Source organism: Vibrio sp. SSH13-20, assembly GCF_040104475.1.
GTDB classification, from domain to species: Bacteria; Pseudomonadota; Gammaproteobacteria; order Enterobacterales; family Vibrionaceae; genus Vibrio; species Vibrio harveyi.
The window spans coordinates 196,925-216,723 of record NZ_JBECOU010000006.1 but is presented as its reverse complement, the minus strand read 5'-3'; the positions used below and the strand labels follow the sequence as shown (position 1 = coordinate 216,723).

The 19,799-nt window shown below is 45.7% G+C and carries 13 protein-coding genes; 7 read left to right on the top strand and 6 right to left on the bottom strand.

Annotated elements, in window-relative coordinates; all coding sequences use genetic code 11:
* Window positions 1-46: 46 nt before the first annotated feature.
* Window positions 47-2,401 (bottom strand): helicase-related protein, encoded by a 2,355-nt coding sequence (locus tag ABMY42_RS18365; RefSeq protein WP_349266605.1) that lies wholly within the window; start codon window positions 2,399-2,401, stop codon window positions 47-49.
* Window positions 2,402-2,629: 228 nt separating this feature from the next.
* On the opposite strand from ABMY42_RS18365, the gene ABMY42_RS18360 reads away from it, so the two are divergent.
* The 3 genes from ABMY42_RS18360 to ABMY42_RS18350 all read left to right on the top strand — a co-directional run bounded on the left by ABMY42_RS18360 (window position 2,630) and on the right by ABMY42_RS18350 (window position 6,835).
* Window positions 2,630-4,318: an NAD-dependent malic enzyme gene (locus tag ABMY42_RS18360; protein ID WP_005444490.1), complete on the top strand. Its 1,689-nt coding sequence runs from the start codon at window positions 2,630-2,632 to the stop codon at window positions 4,316-4,318.
* A 166-nt stretch (window positions 4,319-4,484) separates the two neighbouring features.
* Window positions 4,485-5,219: an ElyC/SanA/YdcF family protein gene (locus ABMY42_RS18355; protein ID WP_009700901.1), complete on the top strand. Its 735-nt coding sequence runs from the start codon at window positions 4,485-4,487 to the stop codon at window positions 5,217-5,219.
* Between the two features lie 245 nt (window positions 5,220-5,464).
* Window positions 5,465-6,835, top strand: a complete 1,371-nt coding sequence (locus tag ABMY42_RS18350) for a DASS family sodium-coupled anion symporter (RefSeq protein WP_009698107.1) — start codon at window positions 5,465-5,467, stop codon at window positions 6,833-6,835.
* A gap of 196 nt (window positions 6,836-7,031) precedes the next feature.
* On the opposite strand, the gene ABMY42_RS18345 is transcribed toward ABMY42_RS18350, so the two are convergent.
* Entirely contained in the window at window positions 7,032-8,369 is a 1,338-nt protein-coding gene (locus ABMY42_RS18345; protein ID WP_017188153.1) for a GGDEF domain-containing protein, read from the bottom strand.
* A gap of 340 nt (window positions 8,370-8,709) precedes the next feature.
* On the opposite strand from ABMY42_RS18345, the gene ABMY42_RS18340 reads away from it, so the two are divergent.
* The gene (locus ABMY42_RS18340) at window positions 8,710-9,534 is read left to right on the top strand and encodes a DUF2797 domain-containing protein (RefSeq protein WP_050906986.1); all 825 of its coding nucleotides are present in this window, start codon (window positions 8,710-8,712) and stop codon (window positions 9,532-9,534) included.
* A 79-nt stretch (window positions 9,535-9,613) separates the two neighbouring features.
* Here ABMY42_RS18340 and ABMY42_RS18335 read toward each other — a convergent pair whose 3' ends face one another.
* Together ABMY42_RS18335 and ABMY42_RS18330 are read right to left on the bottom strand one after the other, a co-directional pair.
* Complete coding sequence (locus ABMY42_RS18335) at window positions 9,614-10,849, bottom strand: cysteine desulfurase-like protein (protein ID WP_050932242.1); 1,236 nt, start codon at window positions 10,847-10,849, stop codon at window positions 9,614-9,616.
* A complete protein-coding gene (locus ABMY42_RS18330; protein WP_005444497.1) occupies window positions 10,833-11,492 on the bottom strand; it encodes a 2OG-Fe dioxygenase family protein in 660 nt (219 codons plus the stop codon). The genes ABMY42_RS18335 and ABMY42_RS18330 overlap by 17 nt, the downstream gene beginning before the upstream one ends.
* A 633-nt stretch (window positions 11,493-12,125) precedes the next feature.
* Between ABMY42_RS18330 and trxB the strand changes: the two genes are divergently transcribed.
* The 3 genes from trxB (at window position 12,126) to cydC (ending at window position 16,690) form a co-directional block, all read left to right on the top strand.
* Window positions 12,126-13,085, top strand: coding sequence for a thioredoxin-disulfide reductase (trxB, locus tag ABMY42_RS18325; protein ID WP_005444498.1), 960 nt, complete (start codon window positions 12,126-12,128; stop codon window positions 13,083-13,085).
* A 103-nt stretch (window positions 13,086-13,188) separates the two neighbouring features.
* Window positions 13,189-14,976 (top strand): cysteine/glutathione ABC transporter permease/ATP-binding protein CydD, encoded by a 1,788-nt coding sequence (cydD, locus tag ABMY42_RS18320; protein WP_349266604.1) that lies wholly within the window; start codon window positions 13,189-13,191, stop codon window positions 14,974-14,976.
* Window positions 14,969-16,690 carry a cysteine/glutathione ABC transporter ATP-binding protein/permease CydC gene (cydC, locus tag ABMY42_RS18315; protein WP_017819488.1) on the top strand — a complete coding sequence of 574 codons (1,722 nt, stop codon included), beginning with the start codon at window positions 14,969-14,971 and terminating at the stop codon, window positions 16,688-16,690. The genes cydD and cydC overlap by 8 nt, the downstream gene beginning before the upstream one ends.
* A 260-nt stretch (window positions 16,691-16,950) precedes the next feature.
* Here the strand turns inward: cydC and ABMY42_RS18310 are convergent, their stop codons facing one another.
* Window positions 16,951-18,282 carry a D-serine ammonia-lyase gene (locus tag ABMY42_RS18310; protein ID WP_017188158.1) on the bottom strand — a complete coding sequence of 444 codons (1,332 nt, stop codon included), beginning with the start codon at window positions 18,280-18,282 and terminating at the stop codon, window positions 16,951-16,953.
* A gap of 15 nt (window positions 18,283-18,297) precedes the next feature.
* Complete coding sequence (gene dsdX, locus ABMY42_RS18305; protein ID WP_050908860.1) at window positions 18,298-19,635, bottom strand: D-serine transporter DsdX; 1,338 nt, start codon at window positions 19,633-19,635, stop codon at window positions 18,298-18,300.
* Window positions 19,636-19,799 lie beyond the last annotated feature (164 nt).

Below are 19,799 nucleotides of genomic sequence, written 5' to 3'. Positions count from 1 at the left end.
CGAGGTGTCGCTTAGTTCGATTCCGCCTTTACTGTTCCGGTTTAAGTTATTTTACATCGAGCACTCGGCTGGCTTTCTTATATTGCACTTTCCAGCCTGACCATCGTGGTAGCTCCCAGCGTTTTGGGTCACCTTTCCGGTTACCTTCTGTGTAGATGACATGAACCAATTTACGTGACACAAAGTACTCTACGTCGAGTTTTAGTTCAGCTAACACCAGCTTAAGTGGAAACTGTTCTGCAAAATCTTGATATTCCCAATCTGGAATACCTTCGAAAGGGATATCATCCGCGTCAAACAGTTCGATGTCTTCTACACTTTCGACACCAAGCGTTTCCAGCTGTTCGACCAGCCAAGTAGAAAAAGACAAATCATCAAGCATGCTTTTATCAACAGGAGTTTGGTTTAACCCGAGAGCGTTATAGATCTTCCAATGCTGAATTTGTTGCTTTCTTAGTGGCGCAAATCCCGGCAATAGCGCTTGTTCATCAATCATCTCAACAATAGACTGAACCGCCACTTCTCCTTGAAGTGCTTGGTATTCAGTACAAATGGTTCGCCCTGCATAGATCAAATGCATGGTCGCGCGCGGGACTTCTTCTTCATAATTGGTTTCGCCTTGCTGCCATTCGCCAAGTTCTAATTCACGTAGCAGCGCCAAGGAAACAGGTAACATCACAGATGCAAGGTTAAGCGTCTGCTTTACGCCTCTTCCGGGGACACTATGGCTATCGAGTACCAATGCTGCCTCACTTTTATCAGGGAAGCGGCTATTGCGACCGACCACCATTTCCATCAAGCCATTGCCCAAAGCGTCACGGCGTCGTTCTCGACGAACGAAGACCAGCTCAGGATGCAACTTGGCGATTGCTTTGGTCAGTTCATCACGTTTGTATCGCGATGCTACGTCAAGTTCTGGCAATTCAAACACTTCTCGCATCTGTTTCGCCAAGCCTTGTGCTTCTTCAAGTACGCTCACATCAACATTAACGCCGGGAAGTTGCTCTCCTCTCACCAAGCGAATCATCAGCGATGCATCACAACCAAATGGTTCTTCTTGCGCTAGGGCTTCGGCAGACTCACCGCCTTGCAATTGATGCAACTGAGCTGGAACAGAGAGTGCGGCAGCTAAGTCGATCATCGCTTCTTTTTCTGATTTGGTTTGCATACGAGTGACTAAATCAGCAAACAATGCGTCAATAGGTAAGGGGTAAACTTTTTTACCATGCTCGGTTACATCACCTTGTTGGTCTATCGCTTCCATACCTCGCAAGGTTTGGCTCGCGGAGAGCAGCGATTTTTCAGGTAACGCATCAAGAAATTGAAGTTCGGAAAGTCTATAGCCGCAACAAGCAGCCGCAAGCATAGGCTCCACAAGTTCTTCACGATGTAATTCGGGTGGGGTAACCAATTCTAATGGCGCATGTTCACCAAACAGACGAATACACGCCCCTTCTGCAACACGACCAGCACGCCCCATTCGCTGAGCGGCACTGGCTTTGGAGATATGAGTTAATGTCAGAGCTGTGCGTCCGTTTCGTTGCACCGTTCTGCGTTCCAAACCACTGTCGATCACCACGCGGATATTGGGAATGGTCAGCGAGGTTTCCGCCACGTTGGTCGCTAAAACCACTTTGCGTTGATTTTGTACCGTTAATGTACGGTGTCGCTCTTCATCACTCACCGAAGCATGCAGCTTCACAATCATTACGTCATTGATGTTTTGCAGCATTTGCGCGCATTGAGTAATTTCTTTGCGACCCGGTAAGAAAACGAGAATATCGCCCTCTTCGTCTTCCAGCGCTTCCTTCACTGTTCGAACGACATCATTCTCGCAACCCTTTTTGTTCGGCAAGTAACGGCTATCCAGTGAACGGTGGGTAACGGTAACAGGAAAACAACGACCTTCCGATCGCAGCCGTTTGGCATCCAAATAGTTCGCCAGTTTTTCACCTTCTAAGGTTGCTGACGTCACGATCAAGCGGTGTTGCTTTTCTTGCTTTAAAATCGCCGTAAGGAGATCAATGTCCCAGCGACGCTCATGAAATTCGTCCACCATCACGATATCGAAGCTAGCAAGCTTGTCTTCTGCGAACCAACGTAGTGCAACACCAGGCGTCACAAACACGACTTTGGTGTTTTCATCATAGTGAGCGTGAAGCTTAATCGCGTAACCAATCTGCTTCCCTAACGGTTGACCAGATTGATCAGCAAGAAACTCTGCCAATGACGTACATGCGATTCGACGCGGCTCAATGACCAATACTCGACCATGATTAGCAGACCAAAGCGGTAAACGCGTAGATTTACCAGAGCCCGTTTCGGCTTCTACCACCAAATGGTGGTGATTCACGAGTTGGTCAAATTCAGCTTGTAAGCTATCGATAGGCAATTGAGACATAACAAATAAGAACGTGATAATGGATTGCGGGGCATTATACCTGAGTGAGAAATTCCTGCTTTAGGAATCGATTTCATGGTTATGTTTTCTTTCCAGTGACGATATTTTCGTCGGGAACTGAATTTTTTTGCGACATTACGTTGATGTACATCAACGAATGTTTACAACTAAATAGTGAACCCGTTAGAATTTTGCACGCATCCTTCAACCCTACATTTAAGGCACCCAATGAACAACGACAAGCGCCCACTCTATATCCCATATGCGGGTCCGGCTCTTTTAGCGACTCCTCTATTGAACAAGGGCAGTGCGTTCTCTGCAGAAGAACGTAGTTCATTTAACTTGGAAGGTCTTCTACCAGAGACAACTGAAACGATCCAAGAACAGGTAGAGCGTGCGTACCAACAGTACAAAAGCTTTGAAAGCGACATGGATAAGCACATTTACCTGCGCAACATCCAAGATACAAACGAAACGCTATACTACCGACTAGTTCAAAACCACATTTCAGAGATGATGCCTATCATCTACACACCAACTGTTGGTGCAGCGTGTGAGAACTTCTCAAATATCTACCGTCGTGGTCGTGGTCTATTTATCTCATACCCGAACCGCGATCGTATCGATGATCTGCTAAACAACGCAGCCAACCACAACGTTAAAGTTATCGTAGTGACTGATGGCGAACGAATCTTGGGCTTGGGTGACCAAGGTATCGGCGGCATGGGCATTCCAATCGGTAAGCTTTCTTTATACACGGCGTGTGGTGGTATCAGCCCTGCGTACACGCTACCAATCGTACTGGATGTAGGTACTAACAACCCGCAACGTCTAGCAGACCCAATGTACATGGGCTGGCGTCATCCTCGTATCACGGGTCCAGATTACGATGCGTTTGTTGAAGAGTTTATCCAAGCAGTACAACGTCGTTGGCCTGATGCGCTAATCCAGTTCGAAGACTTTGCACAGAAAAACGCAATGCCGCTTCTAGAGCGCTACAAAGATCGCATCTGTTGTTTCAACGATGACATTCAAGGTACAGCTGCGGTAACGGTAGGCTCTCTACTAGCAGCATGTAAAGCGGCAGGCACTAAGCTTTCAGATCAACGTATTACTTTCTTGGGTGCAGGTTCAGCAGGTTGTGGTATCGCCGAAGCGATCATCGCACAAATGGTGTCGGAAGGGATTTCTGATAAGAAAGCGCGTTCACAAGTTTACATGGTTGACCGTTGGGGTCTATTGCAAGAGGGTATGCCTAACCTTCTTGATTTCCAGCAACGCTTGGTTCAGAAGTTCGACAACACAAAAGAGTGGGAAAATGAAGGAAATGGCTTCTCACTTCTTGATGTGATGCACAACGCGAAACCAACAGTGCTGATCGGTGTATCGGGTGCTCCGGGTCTGTTCAGTGAAGAAGTAATCAAAGAGATGCACAAACACTGTAAGCGTCCGATCGTGTTCCCATTGTCGAACCCAACTAGCCGTGTAGAAGCAACGCCAAACGACATCATTCGTTGGACAAACGGCGAAGCATTGGTTGCAACAGGTAGCCCATTCGAGCCAGTGGTTCATGAAGGTCGTTCTTACCCTATCGCACAATGTAACAACAGTTACATCTTCCCGGGTATTGGACTTGGTGTTCTGGCGGTAAATGCGAAGCGTGTAACCGATGAAATGCTGATGGAATCAAGCCGAGCGTTGGCAACATGTTCGCCATTAGCTATCAACGGCAACGGTGCCCTACTTCCACCACTAGAAGAAATTCACTTGGTATCGAAGAAGATTGCATTCGCTGTTGCGAAGAAAGCAATTGAGCAAGGCGTTGCGCTAGAAATCACCGATGAAGCGTTAAACGATGCCATTGACCAAGCGTTCTGGCAGCCAGTTTATCGCCGTTACAAACGTACAGCATTCTAAATTTTGCTACGCTTTGTATAATAATTAGCCCTCGCATTGCGGGGGCTTTTGTTTTTTATGCTTTTTTTTCTCATCCTAACCGTATTTTGGCATAAATGGGCTTCTCTCTTTTCATTTCTATCAGATATGATGAGGGATACACATTGAAATTAGGACATCGAACGTTTTGCTGTTTTCCCGCATAAAGTCAAAGTGGAAGCTTAAATTCTCATGGAAGCGTCTGGCTTTGGTTTTGTCGATCTCTTTAATCGGTCTCCTCGTCACCGTTATCGCCATAGACCGTTGGGTTGTGCTACAAGCACAAGAACAAATTTTTACCGACTACGAGCAAGTACCTGAGCATGAAGTCGCCGTTGTTCTTGGTACCAGTAAATACATTGGTAAGGTGCTCAACACCTATTACACACACCGAATCAATGCGGCTATTGAGTTGTACAAACAAGGCAAAGTGAAGCAATTTTTGTTGAGTGGGGATAACGCTCACCGCTCTTACAATGAACCTTGGACAATGAAACGAGACTTACTGAAAGCTGGTGTGCCGGAGGAGGTCATCCATCTCGATTACGCAGGATTTCGTACTTTGGATTCGATTGTTCGAGCAAAGAAGATTTTTGCCTCTGAGCGCTTCCTAATTGTCACACAGCGATTCCACTGTGAGCGTGCTCTTTTCATTGCCGATGCATACAATATCGACGCGCAATGTTTGGCAGTAGCAGGTCCAACGGCAAGCAAGCAAAAACTCAACATGCGCACTCGTGAACTTATGGCTCGTGTAAAAGCATTCTTAGATCTGTACGTAATGCATACTCAACCGCGCTTTCTTGGTCCTCAAGAGCCAATCGTTGCCGTGGAAGAGGTACCAGAAACCATCGATAACGAACGTAATATCCCTGTGCAGTAAACTCTATGAGATGTCGTTTATTTCAACCACTCAGCCATGCATTACACACCGATAACAATTCATTAAAAGTAAATGGGTAGCTTTCTACCCATTTCTAATTCCCAACCTCACACTTTCTTGCTCGACCGTCGATTCAGACAAAATTACCTTTCGCATTCGCAGTAACATTTAATCAATAAATAACTACAAGTCAGTTACTTTGCCATAAAAAACCAACACTAAGGCAATGCAAAAGGAGCACAACCATGACCGCACTCGCTGTGACATTGAAGAACTGGTTCTTCACTCGCAACAGCATGATATTAACGTCTAATGTCCTGCTGTTCGCTATATTGTTCAACACCCTACCCTTTGATCCTCAAGTCGTAACTGGCTTGTGTATTTTGATTTTCGTAGCTGTACTTTGGTTAACGGAAGCAATCCATGTGAGCATCACGGCCCTTTTGATCCCGCTACTCGCGGTATTTTTAGGGGTCTTTAATACGCAAGCCGCACTGAACAACTTCTCTAACTCGATCATCTTCTTGTTCTTGGGTGGATTTGCTCTTGCCGCTGCCCTTCATAAACAAAAGCTCGATCAAGCCATCGCCGATAAAGTGTTGCTCATCGCACGCGGTAAGATGTCAGTTGCTGTGTTTATGTTGTTTGGTGTTAGTGCCGGTCTTTCAATGTGGATTTCAAACACCGCAACCACAGCCATGATGTTGCCATTGGTTCTAGGTGTAATGAGCAAACTGGATGCGAAGAAAAGTCACAGTACCTACTTGTTCGTTCTACTGGGCATTGCTTACAGCGCCTCTATTGGTGGCATTGCAACGCTAGTTGGTAGCCCACCGAACGCTATCGCAGCGGCAGAAGTCGGTTTGAGTTTTACAGAGTGGATGGAACTAGGTTTACCAATTTCATTGATTCTCATGCCTATCGCTATCTTGGTCCTTTACACCATGACTAAGCCTGATTTGAGCCACAAGTTCGAACTTGACCACCAGCCTGTTGAGTGGACAAACGGCAAAATGATCACGCTAGCAATCTTCCTATTGACGGTTACTTTGTGGATTTTCAGCAAACCAATCAACGCGATGCTAGGTGGCTTTGCTAAATTCGATACCTTAGTGGCAATCGGTGCAATTCTTTTGCTTGGTGCGTCACGAGCAGTGGAATGGAAAGATATTGAGAAAACCACCGATTGGGGCGTACTGATCTTGTTCGGCGGTGGTATCTGTCTGAGCAATGTGCTTAAAGCGACAGGAACAAGCGTATTCCTAGCAAATGGTCTAGCTGGATTCCTAGAGCAAGCAGGCGTGCTACTGACTATCTTAGCCGTTGTCGCATTCGTCGTTTTCTTAACTGAGTTTGCAAGTAACACGGCGAGTGCTGCACTGTTGGTGCCTGTATTTGCAACCATTGCTGAGGCTCTTGGTCTATCGCCAGTGATTCTATCTGCGCTAATCGCTGTTGCTGCGTCTTGTGCCTTCATGCTTCCAGTAGCAACACCACCAAATGCTATTGTTTTTGCAACGGGTCATATTAAACAGAAAGAAATGATGCGAATTGGTATGGTTCTGAACATCGCATGTATTGGTGCACTAACGCTGTTCGCTTGGTTGTTCTGGTAACAACGAGGTTCTGGAAAAACGCAGAGAGCTACATCATGCGCAGCTCTCTGTCGTCAAAGTCTAGCACTACAGCTGCTGTTCTCGGTAATCATATGAATACCTAGCTACTACCCCATAGTCATGTTCAGCAGTTTCCCTTTTGGTGGTCGGTCGGCCACCTTTTTTCTTCTCTGTATTTCTCTGTCTAAGGCTGGATTTAAGACGCCACATCTGACTTCATTTGCATGCCGTAATTCACTTCGATTCGGTTGCGACCATTGCGCTTAGCTAAGTAGAGCACTTCGTCTGCACGAGCCATCGTCTCAGAGACTCGTTCATTTTGCATCTGAGCGACACCGATACTGCACGTCAAAGGTTCACCATGAACCCACAAGTGACTTTCAACATTCTGTCTTATGACTTCTGCTTTTTTCACCGCTTGTTCCACATTGGTGTCTGGGCAAAAAACCACAAACTCTTCCCCACCCCATCGAACCAGGCGATCTTCGGGTTGAATCGAACTTGAGATTACCATGACGAACTCACGCAGAATATCATCACCCATCTGGTGACCGTACTTGTCGTTCACACGTTTGAATTTATCTAAGTCCATATACAAAATGGAAAATGAGTCGTGCCCCCATCGAACCTGTCGAGCTTGCTGTTCTAGCCAACTTTGTACCGCATGACGGTTCATCGCTCCAGTCAATGCATCACGGTGCGCCAGTTCAGCGAATTCATAATTTTGCGCACGTAACGTGTTGTTAACTTTCTCTAGATGACGATGACGTTTTTTCGCTTTGTTGTAAGCCATTTTGTTCTTTCGCATCTCGTGCAGTGAAAATGCCAAACCTAATGCCATCCAGGAGAACAATAAAACAAACAACAGCGTTGATTGCTGGACGTACGCACCTTCAAACTCAATTTTGTCGATCACGATCTTATGTTTACCAAGCGCCGCACCTGCACCTGTCGCTAAATCAATGCGTGTAATGTTAGAAAACTCCGGAGCAGAGTGCTCAATAGCAACATCATTGTCATTCAACCACCATGTCATGACTTGAAGGTTCTTAATTGGAATCTCAATAATCTCACTGAAATCGGAAGGAGAAAACTGCATACCATTGTATTTAATGGTGTATTCATCCGTTGGTATTGAGTAGGCAGAGTTAAAGTTTCTTAAATACAAACGTAGATTTTTGCTTGGGCTTTGCCCATCACCAGCAGCCTCGTAACGGATCTTCAAACGGACCGTGTGGTAACTAGAAAGATCCAACCCCTTGGTTGCTTCTTTTACATCGGTGTACACGGAAATTCCACAGTATGGCCATGCGTACTTACTCTCTTTGAGATCGCAATTTAAAGTCAAACTGTGGTTTTGATAGGTAATATCTGACTCACTCAGACCGCCCGCAATAGCGTCATTGGTTACATGGATATTGAACTTGTCTGGTGTAACTTCAAGTTTGCGGGTGTCACCAAGCAAGCTATATAACGCCACCAAACTGATGGTGCATATCGATAATGCAAAAATTAATCTATGTATCCATTTCATCACGACCAACCTAGTTACTGAGTATCATTCTGTTTATATCGACCAATGTACTGAATGTTATTTCACTTTTCAAATAAAGTTATTTATCAAGCCAAAAAGTGATTTTTAACTCAAATTCTCACTATTGATACATTGCATATGGTTATACAACATGATCTTGCTCCAAAGTAGCCTGTGTATTTTCATTTAGGTGCTTGTGCGAAGCACTTCAAACCCTAATAGAGTACATCGATTAAAAAACCAACAAAGAACACTCAAATCCCGCAACTTCGCTCCCTCTTCCTGCCTATCGAGCCCGGTTCGGTATATACTGTGCAAAAACACAATAATGAGTAATGTCATGTCAATAATTGCTACTGGTACGCTAAGTAAGATGCGTGCTTCTCTAGACGGTGCCGTAAGTTACCGTTTACCTGTCGGTGATGAAGAAGTGGATCTAAGTCCGTTTCTTGGTCAAACACTTACCTTGACTCACACTGGCAATATTTACTGCTGCTCTTGCGGTAAGAAAACTAAGAAAAGCTATTCTCAAGGCCACTGTTTTGTTTGTATGAAAAAGTTAGCGAGTTGCGACATGTGCATCATGAAGCCAGAAACTTGTCACTACGAGCAAGGTACCTGCCGTGAACCTCAATGGGGGGAAGAGAATTGCATGGTAGACCACTTCGTTTACCTGTCGAATACGTCAAGCTTGAAAGTTGGTATCACACGTCATACTCAAATCCCAACCCGCTGGATCGATCAGGGTGCGACGCAAGGCCTACCGATCTTCAAGGTGAAAACCCGCCATATCTCTGGTCTGATTGAAGTAGAATTAGCGAAACACATTGCCGATAAGACGAATTGGCGTACTCTATTAAAAGGTGATGGAGAACCAATTGAGCTACAAGAGCGTTTTGTAGAGCTACTGCCATTGGTGGAAGATAAAATTGCAGAGATTAAGCAACAATACGGTGATGATGCTATTGAAGTATTAAGTGAGAACATCACTTCCCTGAGCTACCCAGTTCAGCAACATCCAACAAAAATCACTTCACACAACTTTGATAAGAACCCTGTCGTCACTGGCACGCTGCAAGGCATTAAAGGTCAATACCTAATCTTTGATACTGGGGTGATTAACGTACGTAAATTTACTTCGTATGAGATTGAAGTGAGCGAATAAGCCTCGATTAATTGAATTTAGAGAAACGAAAAAGCTCGAGCCAAGTGCCCGAGCTTTTTGTTCTTTGAGTTTTCGATTCTTACACGTCGAGTATGCTCTCTAACACATCAAATAACATATCGATCTCAGCTGTGGTGTTGTAGTGCATACAACCAATTCGCACCACGCCACCAGATTCTTCGAGCCCCAATTGGCGAACCAACCCGAGTGCATAGAAGTGCCCGTTCCAAACGCAGATATTGTGCTCACCCAACGTTTTAGCAATGAACTCTGGAGCGTATTTATCAAACGTAAGAGCAAACGTGGGTGTCCTCAGTTGGCTACTTTCATCGTTAATACCAAACAGATTCACCCCATCAAGCGCACTCAGACGCTGTAAGAAATGCGCACTTAATTGCTGTTCATGCTGATTATATAACGCGTAGCTTTGCTCTAAACGCTGACGAAGTGATGCACCTTCATCACCAAATTGCGCTAAGTATTCGATAGCAGCAGTCACGCCTGCTAAACCTTCAAAACTCTGCGTTCCTGTTTCGAAGCGTCCTGGTCCAATATTCGTTGCAGGTTCCACTTTATACGGTTTGATACTGTGCAACCATTGGTCAGCAATGTAAGCGATACCGACATGTGGTCCAAAAAACTTATATGCGGAACACGCCAAGAAATCACACCCTATAGCTTGCACATCGACTAAGTGGTGCGGCGCATAATGAACAGCATCCACATAAACCTGAGCACCAATGCGATGCGCCAGTTCTACCACTTGATGAATGTCGACAATTGAGCCGGTGGTATTCGATGCGTAAGTCACAGCGACTAAGCGAGTTTTTTCGCTCAGCAGACTTTGCAGATGTTCTAGATCTAACGTACAGTCATGTTCGTTGATTCTCACTTGGTGAACAATGACGCCTTTGTCTTCTGCGGCTTGCTGCCAGCTCGATACATTGGAGTAGTGATCTAATGCCGAGACAATGATTTCATCTCCCTCTTTCCAATCGCGACTGATCGCACGACTTAATTGGAAAGTCAGTGACGTCATATTGGCACCAAAAACGATATTACCGGATGAAGGTGCATTGAGCAGTGCTTGCGCAGACTCACGAGCGGATTGCATAACGTCAACCGTCGCTTGACTCGAGAAATAGTGCCCACCGAGATTAGAGTTAAAATGCCCAAGGTAACTCACCATACTGTCTAACACCGACTGCGGTACCTGTGAACCACCAGGACCATCAAAAAACGTTACTGGACGGTCGTTATGGTATTGCGCCAATGCCGGAAACTGCTCTCGAATTTGATTAAGATTGAAGTTCATTTCGTTTGTCCGTCGCTGTCAGTACAAATACATCCATGTGACCTTCTTGATCATTAATCACTGAGCGAATTGGAACGGCGTTGTGCCACAGTTTGCTGTCTGCCAGCATTGCTACTTCCCCATTCTCCAGCACTTTACGGAAGAAAGGCGCTTGATTGTGGCTGCTGTAAAGCATGATGTCCCCGCCCATGATGTTGTGACGTCCCACGCCGACAAGCGCGATATGGTCAAAGCCATCTTGGTGCACGCCTTCGGGAGCAACTTGAGTTTCATCATAAATCGCTGTGATTCGAATCTGGTGAATTTCGATTTCCTGACCTTCTGGTAGGTGATTAGCATTAACAAACAACGCGCACATTTCACGGAAGCCGTCACTTGAAAGAATACCTTTCTCAATCGGCTCAAATTGACGAACGACATCACCTTGAAAGCGGTTGATATCCGATGACTGAACAAAGCTGTTCTTATTTAAATCAATCACTTGACCATTTTCAAACCCCACGACGGAGTAGCGGCGTAAACGATACTGACCATCGGCATGTTCTGTCCGAGGTAGTCCTTCAAAGGAAGGAGAAAGTTGCTCAATCGCGGCCATGCTGAGCTGAGTTAAATGTAGGGTGTTCTCACGTGAATGTAACATCATTGGCTCCTTTAATGAGGCACATCTAGTTTGTTTTGATTAACATTTAATTTACATTCTAGGATACGCAAATATTCTGCAATTACCAGAATTTGACGTTGATAGCTTCAACAAAAACAAAAAAACAACATACATATCTAATATTTTGTAAAATATCAGTCTAAACATTCATAACAGAGCATTGACAACATTTGAAACTAGAACTCTCCACTATGAATAGAATTTTATTCTGGAATGGCACACTCGATGATATACCCAAGTGACTTCAAGATGCAGGATTCAGAGCGTTGTCATTGATTCGAGTTCAAGGAAAACAACACCGCGTAATAGCCAGCTCTTTCCAAGTTGTTTGACGCAGAAATCGAGGCAATGACACGCTCCCGAAGGGCGAGTTGTCTTGGCTTGTATACTTTGTTGCCGATTCTTGATTTAGAGTGACTAGATCTTTAAATCGTCGCCGCGTCTACAAACCAAGTCATTCTCGCTGAACCTAGCATCTCGAGGTTACTTGGGTATAAACATCAGCAAGTTCTAACCTATAACCAATAATTCGGTTGGCTCCTTTCGTTTATGCTTTTAAAGCACTAAGAATTTCCATACAATCGGAGAAAATGTTCAGCCCTCTATGGAGCCATAATGAGCGACGTAAAACACTGTAAACTATTAATTCTTGGTTCTGGTCCAGCAGGTTACACCGCAGCAGTCTACGCAGCGCGTGCCAATCTAAACCCTGTGCTTGTGACGGGAATGCAGCAAGGTGGTCAGCTAACGACCACAACAGAAGTAGAAAACTGGCCTGGTGATGCAGAAGGTCTTACTGGTCCTGGTTTGATGGAACGTATGAAAGAGCACGCAGAACGATTCGAAACAGAAATCGTGTTCGATCACATTAACGAAGTGGAATTGTCTCAACGTCCATTCCGTCTAAAAGGTGACTCTGGTGAGTACACTTGTGATGCGTTAATTATCTCTACCGGCGCATCAGCAAAATACCTAGGTCTTGAATCTGAAGAAGCATTCAAAGGCCGTGGTGTATCGGCATGTGCAACCTGTGATGGTTTCTTCTACCGTAATCAAAAAGTAGCGGTAGTGGGTGGTGGTAACACAGCGGTAGAAGAAGCGCTTTACCTATCAAACATTGCCTCTGAAGTTCACCTGATCCACCGTCGCGACTCATTCCGCGCTGAAAAGATCCTCGTGAAGCGTCTGATGGATAAAGTAGAAAGCGGTAACATCATTCTTCATACTGATCGCACTCTAGATGAAGTGCTAGGTGACGACATGGGCGTTACTGGCGTTCGTATCAAAGATGTGAACAGCGGTGCGACCGAAGATCTCGAAGTAATGGGCGCATTCATCGCAATCGGTCACCAACCAAATACACAGATCTTTGAAGGTCAGGTAGACATGAAAGATGGTTACATCATCGTTCAATCTGGTCTTGAAGGAAACGCAACACAAACCAGCATTAAAGGTGTGTTCGCAGCGGGTGATGTGATGGATCATAACTACCGTCAAGCTATTACCTCTGCAGGTACTGGTTGTATGGCTGCACTGGATGCAGAACGTTTCCTAGACGCACTTACTGACAAATAACTTTTCACATTTGTGTCATATCCTTAAAACCCAGCGGTATTCCCGCTGGGTTTTCTTTTGTATACTACCGCCTCATTAAAACAATTATCATTAAGCCTTCACGATGGATAAGAAAAAGCAAAGCAGCTTGAATAAGTGGCTTAAGCAACAAAGTAAGTTAGCCAAGCGCTGGCTGATGGTTGCGATAGGCCTAGGCGTACTATCAAGCGTGTTTTTATTGGCTCAAGCAGCCCTGCTCGCCTCCATTCTCCACCAGTTAATCATTGAGCATGTCGACAGAAGTGAACTTGTTTGGCACTTCGTCGGATTAGGTGTCACCGTTGTTGGTCGCGCAGCCTGTACTTGGGGACGCGAAATTGCGGGATACCGTTGTGGTGAACAAATCCGAGTTTATATTCGTCAACTGATTCTCGATAAAGTCCACCAACTTGGTCCTGCTTACATCAAAGGCAAGCCAGCGGGCAGTTGGGCAACTCTGATTTTAGAGCAAGTAGAAGATATGCAAGATTTCTTCTCTCGCTACCTTCCACAAATGTCGTTGTCTGTATTGGTGCCTTTCATCATTCTGGTGGTGGTCTTCCCTATTAACTGGGCAGCGGGTTTAATTTTCCTAGTAACTGCGCCATTGGTCCCAATGTTCATGGCCTTGGTTGGTATGAAAGCCGCTGACGCAAACCGCAAGAACTTCAAAGCGCTACAACGTCTTTCTGGGCATTTCTACGACCGCTTACAAGCGATGACAACGATTCGTTTGTTCGATCGCACTAAGTCAGAAACCGAGACATTAAAAGGGGCATCAGAAGTCTTCCGTACACGTACGATGGATGTCTTGAAGATTGCCTTTCTATCTTCTGCCGTGCTTGAGTTCTTCACTTCGATTTCAATTGCGATTACTGCGGTATACTTCGGTTTCAGCTACATCGGTGAACTGAACTTCGGCTATTACGGCGCTGGCGTAACCCTCTTCGCCGGTTTGTTTATTCTGATCCTTGCGCCTGAATTCTATCAACCACTGCGCGATCTAGGCACTTTCTATCATGCGAAGCAGCAAGCAGTCGGTGCAGCAGAAAGCATCGTTGAGTTCTTAGAGCTAGACGTTGACCAAGTGAAAGACGGCAATAAAGTCGTTGAGCAAAACGCAGCGATTCACATCGAAGCCAGTGACCTTGTTATCTTCAGTCCAGAAGGCAAACAACTCGTCGGTCCCCTAACCTTCTCTTTAGACGCCAACCAAAGCACGGCATTAGTTGGCCCTAGTGGTGCAGGTAAAACCAGCTTAGTGAACACCATCCTTGGCTTTATGCCATACAAGGGCAGTCTGAAAGTTAACGGTTGTGAATTATCTGAGTTGGACTTGTCTACATGGCGAAAAGCCATCAGTTGGATTGGGCAAAACCCGATGCTTTTACATGGCAGCATTCGTGACAACGTCACCTTGGGCAAACAAGATATTCAAGACCAACAAGTCCATTCAGTACTCAACGACTCTCACGCCGCAGAGTTTGTTGAAATGCATGGCTTGGACTACCAAATTTCTGACCGCTCCGGTGGTCTATCTGTTGGTCAGGCACAGCGTCTTGCACTTGCGCGTGCGATGCTACAAAACGGGCGTTTTTGGTTACTCGATGAGCCAACCGCCAGCTTGGATGCTCGGAGCGAGAAACTTGTGATGGAAGGCATCGGTAAATACACCGAATCCACCACTAACTTGATGATCACTCACCAATTGGCACCACTGCAAAATGTGTCTCAGATTTTGGTGATGCAAGAAGGTCAAATTGTCCAACGTGGTGATTACGAAACTCTGGCGTCTCAAGATGGTTTATTTAAAGAAATGTTGGCTGCCAACCTAGCTCAACGTGAATCAGACAAGGGGAACTTAGATGCGTGATTTACTCCCTTATCTAAAACTGTATAAAAAGCACTGGTTTGGTTTGTCGCTGGGTATGCTACTGGCTTTCCTAACACTGGCCGCTTCCATCGGTCTGCTAACCTTATCAGGCTGGTTTATTTCAGCTGCTGCTGTGGCAGGATTGACCATAGCTCGCGAGACCTTTAACTACATGTTGCCTGGCGCAGGTGTTCGTGGTGCGGCAATGGCACGTACGGCAGGTCGTTGGGGTGAACGAGTGGTTAGCCACAATGCGACCTTCAAGCTACTAACGGATCTACGTATCTTCTTCTTCAAGAAGCTTGCGCCGTTGATCCCCGGTCGTGTTTCGACTTTGCGTGATGCAGACTTACTAAACCGTCTAGTGGCGGATGTAGATGCAATGGATCATGTTTATTTGCGTCTTATCAGCCCTGTGATTGTTGGCGTATTCGGCATCTTGTCGCTAACCGCAGTGCTTGCTTTCTTTGACTGGCATCTTGCCTTATTGCTTGGCGGTATTCTAACGGTAATGCTGTTAGTGTGGCCGGTACTGTTCTACAAACTGGGTAAGCATAACGGCGAACATCTGACACAAAATAAAGCACAGCTACGCGTGGCAACATTAGACTGGTTGCAAGGTTACAGCGAACTAAGCTTATTCGGCGCAGAAGAGCGCTACCGCAATGTGATTCTTGAGAAGCAAAAACAACTGCTATCCAACCAGTTTGTCAACGCGAACCTAACGGGCATGGCGTCTGGCCTGCTGATGCTAGCGAATGGTTTAACGCTCGTTGCGATGCTGTGGTTTGCTGCGGATGGCGTTGGTGGTCGTGCGCCAGATCCTTGGATTGCGCTGTTCGCATTTGCCACCATGGCGAGCTTTGAAATTCTGATGCCAATCGCCGGTGCTTTCCAATACCTAGGTCAAACACTGACTTCAGCACGTCGATTAAACGAAATCACGCTAGCTGAACCAGACGTTATCTTCCCTGAACGTTCTAAACGCGAAGATAAGCCGTTAGATATTGAGTTCAGTAAGGTAGATTTCACCTACCCTGATGGTCAGCAAAAAGTACTGAAAGATCTAACGCTATCACTGCCACTGGGCTCGAAAACGGCGATTGTTGGTCAAACTGGTTCAGGTAAATCAACACTTATTCAATTGCTTTGTCGCTACTGGGATGTAAACCAGGGTCAAGTGAGCATCGGTGGCGCACCTCTGCAAGATTGGAGTGAATCTGATCTGCGCGCGGCAATCACAGTAGTAAGCCAACGTGTTGATGTTCTTAATGGCACATTGCGTGACAACCTGCTGCTTGCAGCCCCTGAAGCCACGGACGAGCAGCTAGCTGATATTCTGACCAAAGTGGACTTGGCGAATCTCTTAGAAGAGCCAGGATTGAACGCTTGGTTAGGTGATGGCGGACGTCAACTGTCTGGTGGTGAAAAGCGTCGAATTGGTATTGCGCGCGCTCTATTGCGTGATGCCCCAATCCTACTTCTTGATGAACCAACTGAAGGTCTAGACAAACGCACAGAGCAAACGGTAATGGCACTGTTCAAAGAGCACTTTGCGAACAAAACCGTGGTATTTATCACCCACCGTTTGATTGAGCTAGAGAGTATGGACAACATCTGTCTGATGGAGCAAGGCGAGATCATCGAACAAGGTAGCCACCAAGCGCTACTAGCTGAGAAAGGTCGTTACCACCAGCTATTACAATCTCTGTAGTCTGGAATTAACATAAGCAAAGGGCTCATCCATTGATGAGCCCTTTTTTATACCAATCACAGTAAGCAAGTGTTCAAAGTTAGCGCAGGAAAAACGCTTGAGAACAAGGCTAAAATTTTCGATAAGTAGTTACTCTACAATTAACTTACTTTGAAACGAAAAGTAAACAAAGTTATCAAGCGTTATAACCAGCTAGAATGACCAGTTATTTGCTACGATTGGTATTACTCTCACAGTTCCCAAAGCAAGAGTAAACTCAATTATCGACCAGATTTCGCAAGGTACGCCGACATTTCAGCCTCTGGCACCATGCCGCCACCCGTAGCCCAAACTAGGTGAATGGCATTCTTCATCTTATCTTCACTAAATTGCATTCGAGCTTGGTAAACTTGGTCTTGTGAAACGTGAACTGCCCCCATCATGCCCGCCAACGCAGAAGGCTCTAAACGAATGTCTTCTTGTTCACTTAGCTCACCCAGATGATGGTACATGCGCTCATCCGTCATGGTGTAGTAACCATCAAGCAGTCTTTCCATTGCTCGTCCCACAAAACCAGACGCACGCCCTACCGCTAGACCATCAGCGGCAGTAATGTTGTCGATACCAAGATCTTGCACCGCGATGTCATCATGTAAACCAGTGTGCACCCCAAGCAGCATACACGGAGAGTGTGTCGGCTCCGCGAAGATACAATGAACGTGGTCACCAAATGCCATCTTCAAGCCAAACGCCACACCACCAGGGCCACCGCCCACCCCACAAGGTAGGTAAACGAACAGAGGGTGCTCCGCGTCAACGATGATACCCATATCATCAAACTGTTGCTTCAAGCGTTCGCCTGCAACGGAATAACCTAAGAACAAGGTCTGAGAGTTCTCATCATCAATAAAGAAGCAAGTTGGATCTTTCTCCGCTTCTTTGCGTCCCTGCTCTACAGCAACACCGTAATCTTGCTCGTACTCCACCACGTTTACGCCATGAGAACGCAGCTTATTTTTCTTCCACTCTCGTGCATCCGCTGACATATGAACCGATACCGAGAAGCCAAGTTTTGCACTCATGATGCCGATAGACATACCTAGATTCCCTGTCGAACCTACGGCAATGCTGTACTGCTGAAAGAACTGACGAAACTCTTCACTGAACAATTTGCTGTAATCATCACTTTCACTTAGAAGCCCAGCTTCAATCGCCAACTTCTCTGCATGTGTTAGCACTTCATAGATGCCACCACGCGCCTTTATTGATCCTGAAATAGGCAAATGACTGTCTTTTTTCAGCATCAAACGTCCAAGAATTTGAGTGCCATATTGCGCTTCCAAGCAGGACTTCATCTTGTCGATGTCAACAACGTTCGATTCAATAATTCCGTTAGAAGCCGCCGTTTCTGGGAAGGCTTTCATTAAGTATGGAGCAAAGCGTTTTAGTCGTTCACTCGCGTCTTTGATGTTGGCTGCACCTAAACCAACGTACGGCAGACCTTCTTCAAGTGTGGTGATATTTGGGTTGAACCAAACCACCTCTTCTAACCCAATGAGTCGCTCAACCAAAGGGAATTCTGCTACTAGTGCGTTTACGTTATGCGTAGTCATTATTGTTTACCTTTATTAGATCATGTACGACAGAAGGAATGTGCCTGCTAATGCTACAAAAGAGGCAATGAATGTCGCTGTCGTGTAGTACTTGAAGATTTCTGTCATCGTGGCTCCGCAATATTGCTTCACCAACCAAAAGAGCGAATCGGTCACTATCGTACAACCAATTGCGCCAGAGCCTATAGCCAGAGTAATGATTTCTGGGCTTACGTTCGGATAAAGTGGGAGTAATGGAGCCACAATTGCCGTCGCGCCCATCATGGCAACGGTGGCAGAGCCCACTGCCGCATGCAGAATAATCGCGACAAGCCATGCAAGAAGGATCGGATGCATATCGAGATTAGAAAGTAACTGTGCCAATACATCCGCCAAACCACTGCCCTTTAATACGCCGTTGAATGCACCACCAGCGCCAATAATCAGCAAGATGTTGGCAATCGAAGAAAATGCACCTTCCGTTTTCTCAAGCAGTACACTCATGCCCATGTTCTGCTTAATACCTAACATGTAATAAGCAACAAAAGCGGCGATAAACATTGCTGTAATTGGGTTGCCGATAAACTCCAAAGTGGTGTAGAGCACAGAGCCTTGTTCCATATTGAGTTCTGCCGCCGTTTTTAACAGCATCAGCGCAATAGGTAACATCACGGTGAATAGCGTCGCCCCCAAAGATGGTAATTGTGCTTCATCTTTCACTTCTAGTGAGGTGAACTCTTCAGGTACGGTTTTGAAAGGTAGACGAGCACCCATCATCTTCAAGAACAGCGGACCGCCAACTAAAGACGCAACCAAACCTATGAGTAAGCCATAGAAAATCACAGAACCGATATCAGCACCAAGCTCATTGGTCACAAACAATGCGGCGGGGTGTGGAGGAACAATACAGTGCACTGCCATCAAGGCGGTACAAAGCGGAATGGCGAGATTTAAAAGTGAGGTATTGGTTTTTTTCGCAATCGAAAAAGCCAGTGGAATTAACAGCACTACGCCAACTTCCACGAATAGAGTAATTCCGCAAACAAGGCCGATTAACACCATAATGACTTCAGGTGATAGCCAGCGAATCTTTTGTAGGGTAAGCCCAATTCGCTCAGCCGCCCCAGACACTTCCATCATCTTGCCAAGTATGGTGCCTAAACCAATCACGACAGCAAGAAAACCAAGAGTGCCGCCAATGCCACTTTCGATAGCACTGACCATCTCTAAAGGTTGCATGCCCATCATCCCACCAACGTAAAAACTGGCGAGTAACAGCGCTAAAAAAGGATGGAGTTTAAACTTAACGATCGCAAAAACGATCATTAAGATACTCGTTATGAGGGTAGTAATGACCCAAAGGTTGGATTCCATGTTCAGACCTATGTTGTTGTTTTAATTGACTGCAATTAAACGAGGAATCCATAGCCCTGACAAACGATCAAAACTCACCTTTAGATGAAGTAAACTTAAACAAAAGCGTGATTTATACGACGTTTAGTGAATTTTTCGACCAATAGGTGAATCCAACTATAACA